This window comes from Achromobacter pulmonis, from assembly GCF_002885955.2.
Taxonomy (GTDB): domain Bacteria; phylum Pseudomonadota; class Gammaproteobacteria; order Burkholderiales; family Burkholderiaceae_B; genus Achromobacter; species Achromobacter pulmonis_A.
On sequence record NZ_POQS01000004.1, the window covers coordinates 566,765 to 577,318 of the forward strand.

Annotated in this window: 7 protein-coding genes and 3 pseudogenes; all 10 read left to right on the forward strand. The window is 60.5% G+C overall.

From position 1 onward, the window contains the following. Positions 1 to 666 precede the first annotated feature (666 nt). Positions 667 to 1,530, forward strand: coding sequence for an integrase domain-containing protein (locus C1I89_RS17850; RefSeq protein WP_102774176.1), 864 nt, complete (start codon positions 667 to 669; stop codon positions 1,528 to 1,530). Positions 1,531 to 1,798: 268 nt separating this feature from the next. After that, a complete protein-coding gene (locus C1I89_RS17855; RefSeq protein ID WP_102773980.1) occupies positions 1,799 to 2,353 on the forward strand; it encodes a LysR substrate-binding domain-containing protein in 555 nt (184 codons plus the stop codon). 344 nt (positions 2,354 to 2,697) lie between these two features. Next, complete coding sequence (locus tag C1I89_RS17860) at positions 2,698 to 3,855, forward strand: STY4528 family pathogenicity island replication protein (protein ID WP_181390980.1); 1,158 nt, start codon at positions 2,698 to 2,700, stop codon at positions 3,853 to 3,855. A 601-nt stretch (positions 3,856 to 4,456) separates the two neighbouring features. Further along, positions 4,457 to 5,320 (forward strand): integrase domain-containing protein, encoded by an 864-nt coding sequence (locus C1I89_RS17865; RefSeq protein ID WP_102774176.1) that lies wholly within the window; start codon positions 4,457 to 4,459, stop codon positions 5,318 to 5,320. Positions 5,321 to 5,457: 137 nt separating this feature from the next. Further along, positions 5,458 to 5,655, forward strand: a complete 198-nt coding sequence (locus tag C1I89_RS17870) for a hypothetical protein (RefSeq protein ID WP_102773982.1) — start codon at positions 5,458 to 5,460, stop codon at positions 5,653 to 5,655. Continuing rightward, positions 5,652 to 5,909: pseudogene (locus C1I89_RS35910) on the forward strand (hypothetical protein); the annotation flags it as partial. The gene C1I89_RS17870 and the pseudogene C1I89_RS35910, both read left to right, overlap by 4 nt. 944 nt (positions 5,910 to 6,853) lie before the next feature. After that, a complete protein-coding gene (locus C1I89_RS17885; RefSeq protein WP_102774176.1) occupies positions 6,854 to 7,717 on the forward strand; it encodes an integrase domain-containing protein in 864 nt (287 codons plus the stop codon). A gap of 137 nt (positions 7,718 to 7,854) precedes the next feature. Continuing rightward, positions 7,855 to 8,052 (forward strand): hypothetical protein, encoded by a 198-nt coding sequence (locus C1I89_RS17890; protein ID WP_102773982.1) that lies wholly within the window; start codon positions 7,855 to 7,857, stop codon positions 8,050 to 8,052. Then, positions 8,049 to 9,440 (forward strand): annotated as a pseudogene (locus C1I89_RS35915) (DUF499 domain-containing protein); the annotation flags it as partial. The gene C1I89_RS17890 and the pseudogene C1I89_RS35915, both read left to right, overlap by 4 nt. A gap of 1 nt (position 9,441) precedes the next feature. Then, a pseudogene (locus C1I89_RS17900) lies at positions 9,442 to 10,554 on the forward strand (DUF499 domain-containing protein); the annotation flags it as partial.

The following is a 10,554-nucleotide window of genomic DNA, read 5'->3' on the forward strand; positions in this document are numbered from 1 at the left end:
CGAACGCTGGGGCCATTGCAGCGCAGGCAATGCAGACCAGGGGATGGCAGCCGCATCCTGCGTAGTAAATGCTGCCGCGAAATGGGCCGTCACTGCCAGCCGCAGTGACGGCCCCGCACACGCCAGCAACAATGCGGGCGAATGCCGAATCCTATTGCGTGCGGCAGACATGATGATGGCCGCCCTACACTGACCGGGCAGTTGCCAAGACCGATGGGCTTCGTACATCGGCACCCCTAACAGCGCAGGTTCCCGCAAGCGCTGGCCCGTCAGGGCGGAACCACCCCAGGTATGCCCAGGCTCCGATCGCATACCGGCCCTACCCAGGGCGGAGCCTTCTTCGTCTGTTTGAACTCATCCCTACCGCGCCGTCTGGCGCACTGTCCTTTGCGGCAATTGCCTGTGCGCAATGCACAGGGTTCCCGCTGCATTTCTCATCCCACTCACTTCATAGGAGGACTCGTCCACATTCGCATCACTTTCGTCTTGTAGTACCTCCGTCCAGGCTTCCAACAGGGGGCAAGACGGACGCCTCATTCGAGGCTCTGGTGTTTCCTGAACACCATGCCCTTGCCCTCACGGGATCTCGCCTTGGCGAGTTGGCACCAACACTAACCATTGAGTTTCAGGACAACGCAGTACGGCGCTTTGCTCGGAGGCCGGAAGATGGACGACTTGACCTACACCCTGCGGCAGCTATGCCAGCGCAACCGTGACGGCAGCTACAACACACAGGCCGACCGGGTGCGTTCGCTGTCGCTGGCCGCGCGGCAACTACGCGAGGCCGGTTTCCGGCAGATGAAGGCATCATCGCTCAAGGGCAAGCACGTCCAGGCACTGCTGGATCGCTGGCAAGCGGAAGGTTTGTCGTCGGGCACCATCAAGAATCGGCTCTCTCACTTGCGCTGGTGGGCCGAGAAGATCGGCAAGGCCGGCATTCTGCCGGCGGACAACACGCAACTCGGCGTGGCCGAGCGCCGCTATGTGACCAACATCAGCAAGGCCCAAGAACTGGGCACAGGTCTTGAACAGGTCACCGACGCGCACGTACGCATGAGCCTTCAGCTACAGGCCGCCTTCGGATTACGTCGGGAGGAAGCGATCAAGTTCCAGCCCAGTTACGCGGATCGGGGCGACCACATCGCCCTCAAGGGATCGTGGACCAAGGGCGGTCGGGAGCGAACTGTGCCCATCACCACGACAGAGCAACGCGACGCGCTTCACGCAGCACACCGCCTGGCGGGCACAGGATCACTGATCCCGGCAAACAAAACCTACATCCGGCAGCGGCACGTCTACGATGGGCAGTGCAAGGCGGCGGGTCTGAGCAGTATGCACGGGCTGCGGCATCAATACGCCCAAAGTCGATACGAAGCTCTCACGGGCTGGAAAGCTCCCTCAGCGGGAGGGCCTTCGTCCGGGGAATTAAGCGACACCCAGCAAACCATAGATGTTGAGGTGCGACAGGCGATCAGCCGCGAGCTGGGCCACGAGCGCTTGCAAGTTACCTCTATTTATCTCGGCAGATAGGTGATGCGTTTGGAATAGCGGAGCAAACCTGCCTTCCAAATGATGTTTCGCAACGCTCGACGCACCTGTATCAGGCTATGACTACAGCGGTCCTTACTGTACAATGCAGTACATTTGCAGTGTCCAATGGAGAGGCTATGTCCGTAAGCAAGACCGCTACGCTGACCTTCCGGATTGATCCTGGCCTCAAGGAGGCGCTTCGCACCGCAGCGAATGCCGAGCATCGATCCATTGCGAACANTGGCTGGGGCCGCGCCTGCCGGGCTTCATGACCGACAACCCCGACATTACGATCCGCCTGTCCAGCGGCGCCGAACCCATGGACCTGACGCAGGCCCGCGAGCTGGACATCGCAATCTCTTATGGCGTGGCGCTGCAGCGTCCCGGCATCGAAATCACGCCCCTGGGATGCGAGACCATCGTGCCGATGTGCGCGCCCTCGCTCAAGGGCCGCAGGCGCAACTGGCGGCAGCTCATGACCGAACTGCCGCTCATCGATTCATCCTTGAGCCAGGTCAGCTGGCACGACTGGTTTTCACTGAACGGACTGAACCTGCCGCAGCGCAACCGGCCGTCCTTCGACCGCGGCGCATTGTCGGTATCCGCGGCGGTGGACGGCATGGGCGTCATCCTGGAGACGACCCGCTTCGCCGAACGCGAACTGGCCCGCGGCGAACTGGTCGAGGCCGGCCGCAACGAGTTCGAGCGGATTCTGCGTGAAACGCATTTTTTCTCGCAACGGATCAACGAGCGCCGGGCGGAGAAGATCGTGCGATTCAAGGATTGGTTGTTTGAAGAGTTGCGGGCTTCGGATGGGGGGTAGGGAAACGGTGGTTTCCGTTGAGGTCCTGGCCCGCAACGTCTGCGTTGGGGATTCGGTCAGACGTTGATCACACGTTTAAACGTTGATCGGTTGGCAAAGGGCCGTGAATGCTAGATTTCGCGGGGAAATCGGGCCACGGCCTTTGCGGGAATCGCTGGAAGTACCCCCAGTTGTACCCCCATAGGGGTATCGGGATGATAGATCAGTCTGGATGCGGGTGCCAGCGCTGCGCCTGCCGGATAAAACGGGTATGGCGCAGACCGCATTGTTAGCTGACGCATGGAGCGGTACGCGATGAGATGCAGGGGAACGGGCCGCTGTGGCCCAGACCTTGGAGAACTCTCATGGCAGACCATCACACCGCCCACAACCCGCTGGGGCAAGACGCCCTGTTCACTACGCCGGCCTCGCTCATGCTGGATGCACGTCTCACGCCGCTGGAGCGCAATGGCTGGCAGGTGCTGCGCATGCTGCGCTCTGCCGAGGGCATCAGCCCGCTGGCGAATCTGGGGCAGTTGCGCCGCTATCTCACTTCCACCCCGCTGGGGCAGAGGGCCGGCTACGAGACGGCCCGGCGCGTCCTCGTTGTGCTTCGGCTGACAGGCTGGATCAGCTTGGTAGGCCAGCACCGCGATCCTCTAACCGGCCATGTGCTCAGCGAGCTATATCAGGTTCACGAAAGCGCCCAGCATTTCCAGCAGGCCTGCGCGCTCGATGCCAGTCTGTCCGCGCTTCTGCAAGCCTCTATCGGCCACGAAAACAGCCAGGTGGATCGGGTGGCCGTCCACATTCAGGCAACGTTGGCGCAGGCACCTGAAGCCGCTTCCATTGCGGCCCACGATCAGCGCGACGAGGACGATGATTTGCCCCCGACGCCGCCGTCACAGGCGAACCAGGCAGCCGCCCCACGGCCATTGCCTGGCGATTCCGCTGGCAGCACGCCTGTTCCGCAACAGACCGAACACGCCTGCCACATGACGGCTGAGCAGGGCAGTACGTATAAGACGTATATGTATAAAAAAGAACGTACGTACCGCGTGCGCGAAGGCGACTGCGATCCGGCATCTCAGTCGGTGAGCTTGCCGCCTTGCCTGAGCAATGCCCAGGCAGATCAGCAAAAGGACGTGCAGGCTGCCTTGCGGCGGCTGCCGCCGCAGCATCGCCAGGAAGTACTCGACGAGTTGCAGGCACGCAGCCAGAGCGGCACCGTGCGCAACGTTGTGGCCTACTTCTTCGCCTTGGTGAAGCGCGTATTTGCGGGTGAGTTCCGCTTGTGGGCAGGACGCAAGGAGACTTCTGCCGCCCCACGGGCTGCAGAGAATTGGCCTGCTGGTGCGCCACGCACCGAAGACCACCCAGTACCGACTGCGCAACCGGCATCGCGTGAAACCGCCCTGGCGCACATCGCCAATATCCGCAAGATGCTGAACGCCTCGACGAACGCTGGGGCCATTGCAGCGCAGGCAATGCAGACCAGGGGATGGCAGCCGCATCCTGCGTAGTAAATGCTGCCGCGAAATGGGCCGTCACTGCCAGCCGCAGTGACGGCCCCGCACACGCCAGCAACAATGCGGGCGAATGCCGAATCCTATTGCGTGCGGCAGACATGATGATGGCCGCCCTACACTGACCGGGCAGTTGCCAAGACCGATGGGCTTCGTACATCGGCACCCCTAACAGCGCAGGTTCCCGCAAGCGCTGGCCCGTCAGGGCGGAACCACCCCAGGTATGCCCAGGCTCCGATCGCATACCGGCCCTACCCAGGGCGGAGCCTTCTTCGTCTGTTTGAACTCATCCCTACCGCGCCGTCTGGCGCACTGTCCTTTGCGGCAATTGCCTGTGCGCAATGCACAGGGTTCCCGCTGCATTTCTCATCCCACTCACTTCATAGGAGGACTCGTCCACATTCGCATCACTTTCGTCTTGTAGTACCTCCGTCCAGGCTTCCAACAGGGGGCAAGACGGACGCCTCATTCGAGGCTCTGGTGTTTCCTGAACACCATGCCCTTGCCCTCACGGGATCTCGCCTTGGCGAGTTGGCACCAACACTAACCATTGAGTTTCAGGACAACGCAGTACGGCGCTTTGCTCGGAGGCCGGAAGATGGACGACTTGACCTACACCCTGCGGCAGCTATGCCAGCGCAACCGTGACGGCAGCTACAACACACAGGCCGACCGGGTGCGTTCGCTGTCGCTGGCCGCGCGGCAACTACGCGAGGCCGGTTTCCGGCAGATGAAGGCATCATCGCTCAAGGGCAAGCACGTCCAGGCACTGCTGGATCGCTGGCAAGCGGAAGGTTTGTCGTCGGGCACCATCAAGAATCGGCTCTCTCACTTGCGCTGGTGGGCCGAGAAGATCGGCAAGGCCGGCATTCTGCCGGCGGACAACACGCAACTCGGCGTGGCCGAGCGCCGCTATGTGACCAACATCAGCAAGGCCCAAGAACTGGGCACAGGTCTTGAACAGGTCACCGACGCGCACGTACGCATGAGCCTTCAGCTACAGGCCGCCTTCGGATTACGTCGGGAGGAAGCGATCAAGTTCCAGCCCAGTTACGCGGATCGGGGCGACCACATCGCCCTCAAGGGATCGTGGACCAAGGGCGGTCGGGAGCGAACTGTGCCCATCACCACGACAGAGCAACGCGACGCGCTTCACGCAGCACACCGCCTGGCGGGCACAGGATCACTGATCCCGGCAAACAAAACCTACATCCGGCAGCGGCACGTCTACGATGGGCAGTGCAAGGCGGCGGGTCTGAGCAGTATGCACGGGCTGCGGCATCAATACGCCCAAAGTCGATACGAAGCTCTCACGGGCTGGAAAGCTCCCTCAGCGGGAGGGCCTTCGTCCGGGGAATTAAGCGACACCCAGCAAACCATAGATGTTGAGGTGCGACAGGCGATCAGCCGCGAGCTGGGCCACGAGCGCTTGCAAGTTACCTCTATTTATCTCGGCAGATAGGTGATGCGTTTGGAATAGCGGAGCAAACCTGCCTTCCAAATGATGTTTCGCAACGCTCGACGCACCTGTATCAGGCTATGACTACAGCGGTCCTTACTGTACAATGCAGTACATTTGCAGTGTCCAATGGAGAGGCTATGTCCGTAAGCAAGACCGCTACGCTGACCTTCCGGATTGATCCTGGCCTCAAGGAGGCGCTTCGCACCGCAGCGAATGCCGAGCATCGATCCATTGCGAACATGGTCGAGGTTTTGATTCGGGGCTACTGTGAGCAGCACGATATTGAGATCCCGCCCTCCGAGGAAACCAAGAACAACATTGGAGCGCGTTCATGATCAAGACGGTCAAGCAAGCCTGCCGGTTTAATCCCATCATCCGCGACTACCGGATGAGCCAAGGGATCGAGAACCTCGCGGACCTCATCAATGACGCAGGCGACGGCAGCGAATTCTTCTCGCGCAACTTCGTCACCCATGGCATGGATCAGCTTTTCCGCGAAGGTCTGCTGCGCCTCTCCGGCAAGTCAGATCAAGCGGTGTTTGAACTGACTCAGGCGATGGGCGGCGGTAAAACGCACATGATGANAGCATCGCCAGGAAGTACTCGACGAGTTGCAGGCACGCAGCCAGAGCGGCACCGTGCGCAACGTTGTGGCCTACTTCTTCGCCTTGGTGAAGCGCGTATTTGCGGGTGAGTTCCGCTTGTGGGCAGGACGCAAGGAGACTTCTGCCGCCCCACGGGCTGCAGAGAATTGGCCTGCTGGTGCGCCACGCACCGAAGACCACCCAGTACCGACTGCGCAACCGGCATCGCGTGAAACCGCCCTGGCGCACATCGCCAATATCCGCAAGATGCTGAACGCCTCGACGAACGCTGGGGCCATTGCAGCGCAGGCAATGCAGACCAGGGGATGGCAGCCGCATCCTGCGTAGTAAATGCTGCCGCGAAATGGGCCGTCACTGCCAGCCGCAGTGACGGCCCCGCACACGCCAGCAACAATGCGGGCGAATGCCGAATCCTATTGCGTGCGGCAGACATGATGATGGCCGCCCTACACTGACCGGGCAGTTGCCAAGACCGATGGGCTTCGTACATCGGCACCCCTAACAGCGCAGGTTCCCGCAAGCGCTGGCCCGTCAGGGCGGAACCACCCCAGGTATGCCCAGGCTCCGATCGCATACCGGCCCTACCCAGGGCGGAGCCTTCTTCGTCTGTTTGAACTCATCCCTACCGCGCCGTCTGGCGCACTGTCCTTTGCGGCAATTGCCTGTGCGCAATGCACAGGGTTCCCGCTGCATTTCTCATCCCACTCACTTCATAGGAGGACTCGTCCACATTCGCATCACTTTCGTCTTGTAGTACCTCCGTCCAGGCTTCCAACAGGGGGCAAGACGGACGCCTCATTCGAGGCTCTGGTGTTTCCTGAACACCATGCCCTTGCCCTCACGGGATCTCGCCTTGGCGAGTTGGCACCAACACTAACCATTGAGTTTCAGGACAACGCAGTACGGCGCTTTGCTCGGAGGCCGGAAGATGGACGACTTGACCTACACCCTGCGGCAGCTATGCCAGCGCAACCGTGACGGCAGCTACAACACACAGGCCGACCGGGTGCGTTCGCTGTCGCTGGCCGCGCGGCAACTACGCGAGGCCGGTTTCCGGCAGATGAAGGCATCATCGCTCAAGGGCAAGCACGTCCAGGCACTGCTGGATCGCTGGCAAGCGGAAGGTTTGTCGTCGGGCACCATCAAGAATCGGCTCTCTCACTTGCGCTGGTGGGCCGAGAAGATCGGCAAGGCCGGCATTCTGCCGGCGGACAACACGCAACTCGGCGTGGCCGAGCGCCGCTATGTGACCAACATCAGCAAGGCCCAAGAACTGGGCACAGGTCTTGAACAGGTCACCGACGCGCACGTACGCATGAGCCTTCAGCTACAGGCCGCCTTCGGATTACGTCGGGAGGAAGCGATCAAGTTCCAGCCCAGTTACGCGGATCGGGGCGACCACATCGCCCTCAAGGGATCGTGGACCAAGGGCGGTCGGGAGCGAACTGTGCCCATCACCACGACAGAGCAACGCGACGCGCTTCACGCAGCACACCGCCTGGCGGGCACAGGATCACTGATCCCGGCAAACAAAACCTACATCCGGCAGCGGCACGTCTACGATGGGCAGTGCAAGGCGGCGGGTCTGAGCAGTATGCACGGGCTGCGGCATCAATACGCCCAAAGTCGATACGAAGCTCTCACGGGCTGGAAAGCTCCCTCAGCGGGAGGGCCTTCGTCCGGGGAATTAAGCGACACCCAGCAAACCATAGATGTTGAGGTGCGACAGGCGATCAGCCGCGAGCTGGGCCACGAGCGCTTGCAAGTTACCTCTATTTATCTCGGCAGATAGGTGATGCGTTTGGAATAGCGGAGCAAACCTGCCTTCCAAATGATGTTTCGCAACGCTCGACGCACCTGTATCAGGCTATGACTACAGCGGTCCTTACTGTACAATGCAGTACATTTGCAGTGTCCAATGGAGAGGCTATGTCCGTAAGCAAGACCGCTACGCTGACCTTCCGGATTGATCCTGGCCTCAAGGAGGCGCTTCGCACCGCAGCGAATGCCGAGCATCGATCCATTGCGAACATGGTCGAGGTTTTGATTCGGGGCTACTGTGAGCAGCACGATATTGAGATCCCGCCCTCCGAGGAAACCAAGAACAACATTGGAGCGCGTTCATGATCAAGACGGTCAAGCAAGCCTGCCGGTTTAATCCCATCATCCGCGACTACCGGATGAGCCAAGGGATCGAGAACCTCGCGGACCTCATCAATGACGCAGGCGACGGCAGCGAATTCTTCTCGCGCAACTTCGTCACCCATGGCATGGATCAGCTTTTCCGCGAAGGTCTGCTGCGCCTCTCCGGCAAGTCAGATCAAGCGGTGTTTGAACTGACTCAGGCGATGGGCGGCGGTAAAACGCACATGATGATCGCGCTGGGGCTGTTGGCGCGCCACGCGCATCTGCGTAAAAACGTTCTGCCTGCGGACTTGGCTTCACGCGTCGATTTTGGGCAAGCGCGCATTGCCGCGTTTAACGGCCGAAACAACCCTGACAACTTCATTTGGGGCGAAATCGCCACCCAGCTCGGGGCGGCGGAAGCCATCAAGCCGTATTGGGCGAACGGCCCCAAAGCCGTCGATCAGCGCCAATGGAAGGAGATCATTGGCGACGAGCCAACCCTGATCCTGCTCGACGAACTGCCGCCTTATCTCGACAACGCCAGCACGCAGGTGTTCGGCCAAGGCACGTTAGCGAATATGGCGGTCTACAGCCTTTCCAGCCTGATGAGCGCTGCGTTGGAACTGCCCAACTGCGCCATCGTGGTCGCCAACCTCTCGGGCAGCTACAAAGCCCAGACCAAGGCACTGGCCGACGCTATCTCCAATCTACAGCAGGAAACCCGCCGTCAAGCGATGACCATCACGCCAGTGCAACTGGCGGGCAACGAAATCTACGAAATTCTCAAGAAGCGCCTCATCGACGAACTGCCGGACGAGCGTGTCATCGCTGACATTGCCGAGGAGTACGCACAGCAGATCAAGAAGGCCGAGGACGGCGGCTATATCGTAGCCAGCAGCATCGAGCAGATTTCCGAGCAAGTGCGGGAAACCTATCCCTTCCATCCCTCCTTCAAGCACCTTGTCGCGCTATTCAAAGAGAACGAAGGCTTCCGACAAACCCGTGGTTTGATGCAGTTCACCGCACGCTTGCTCAAAAGTGTGGACGAGCGCGAAGCCGACGACGTCTTCCTCATCGGCACGCAGCATCTGAACTTGAACGACGAACAAGTCAAGGATGAGATCGAGCGCATTGCACCCAAGCTGATGCCCGCCGTGACGCGCGACATAGCCGACGCGGGCAACGCCATCGCCGAGCACATCGACGTTGAACTGGCAGGCGATGCCGCGCAACAGCTCATGACCTTGCTGCTGTCATCCAGCCTGTCGCGCGCTGTGGGTGGGCGGATCGGCCTGTCCGAAAGCGAGCTGATCGAGTTCCTGGCCGCGCCACAACGCAAACCCGATGAGTTCCTTCAGGCCTTGCAGCGTCTGCGTGAATCGGCGTGGNTTAGCGAATATGGCGGTCTACAGCCTTTCCAGCCTGATGAGCGCTGCGTTGGAACTGCCCAACTGCGCCATCGTGGTCGCCAACCTCTCGGGCAGCTACAAAGCCCAGACCAAGGCACTGGCCGACGCTATCTCCAATCTACAGCAGGAAACCCGCCGTCAAGCGATGACCATCACGCCAGTGCAACTGGCGGGCAACGAAATCTACGAAATTCTCAAGAAGCGCCTCATCGACGAACTGCCGGACGAGCGTGTCATCGCTGACATTGCCGAGGAGTACGCACAGCAGATCAAGAAGGCCGAGGACGGCGGCTATATCGTAGCCAGCAGCATCGAGCAGATTTCCGAGCAAGTGCGGGAAACCTATCCCTTCCATCCCTCCTTCAAGCACCTTGTCGCGCTATTCAAAGAGAACGAAGGCTTCCGACAAACCCGTGGTTTGATGCAGTTCACCGCACGCTTGCTCAAAAGTGTGGACGAGCGCGAAGCCGACGACGTCTTCCTCATCGGCACGCAGCATCTGAACTTGAACGACGAACAAGTCAAGGATGAGATCGAGCGCATTGCACCCAAGCTGATGCCCGCCGTGACGCGCGACATAGCCGACGCGGGCAACGCCATCGCCGAGCACATCGACGTTGAACTGGCAGGCGATGCCGCGCAACAGCTCATGACCTTGCTGCTGTCATCCAGCCTGTCGCGCGCTGTGGGTGGGCGGATCGGCCTGTCCGAAAGCGAGCTGATCGAGTTCCTGGCCGCGCCACAACGCAAACCCGATGAGTTCCTTCAGGCCTTGCAGCGTCTGCGTGAATCGGCGTGGTATCTGCACCGTGAAGAGCAGCGTTTCTTCATCAAGGAAACCGAGAACCTGTCGCGCCAAATCGAGCGCAATGCCAAGGAAGTTCCGCAACCCAAGGTCGATCAGGCACTCATCAATCGACTCGCAGGCATCCTTGCGCCGATCAGCAAGATCGCCTATCAGGACGTGCAGGTACTGCCCCGGCTGGATGAACTCAAGCTCGGTGGCCCGCGCACGTTGATCGTCATCAAGCCGGATGGCAAGGTGCCGCCCAGCGAGTTGCAGAATTTCTTCGACTACCAGCAGGAAAAGAAC

Bases quoted from the DNA above. Each gene is read 5' to 3' on its own strand.
- C1I89_RS17850 (WP_102774176.1), top strand. From the start codon at position 667: ATGGACGACTTGACCTACACCCTGCGGCAGCTATGCCAGCGCAACCGT.
- C1I89_RS17855 (WP_102773980.1), top strand. From the start codon at position 1,799: ATGACCGACAACCCCGACATTACGATCCGCCTGTCCAGCGGCGCCGAA.
- C1I89_RS17860 (WP_181390980.1), top strand. From the start codon at position 2,698: ATGGCAGACCATCACACCGCCCACAACCCGCTGGGGCAAGACGCCCTG.
- C1I89_RS17865 (WP_102774176.1), top strand. From the start codon at position 4,457: ATGGACGACTTGACCTACACCCTGCGGCAGCTATGCCAGCGCAACCGT.
- C1I89_RS17870 (WP_102773982.1), top strand. From the start codon at position 5,458: ATGTCCGTAAGCAAGACCGCTACGCTGACCTTCCGGATTGATCCTGGC.
- C1I89_RS17885 (WP_102774176.1), top strand. From the start codon at position 6,854: ATGGACGACTTGACCTACACCCTGCGGCAGCTATGCCAGCGCAACCGT.
- C1I89_RS17890 (WP_102773982.1), top strand. From the start codon at position 7,855: ATGTCCGTAAGCAAGACCGCTACGCTGACCTTCCGGATTGATCCTGGC.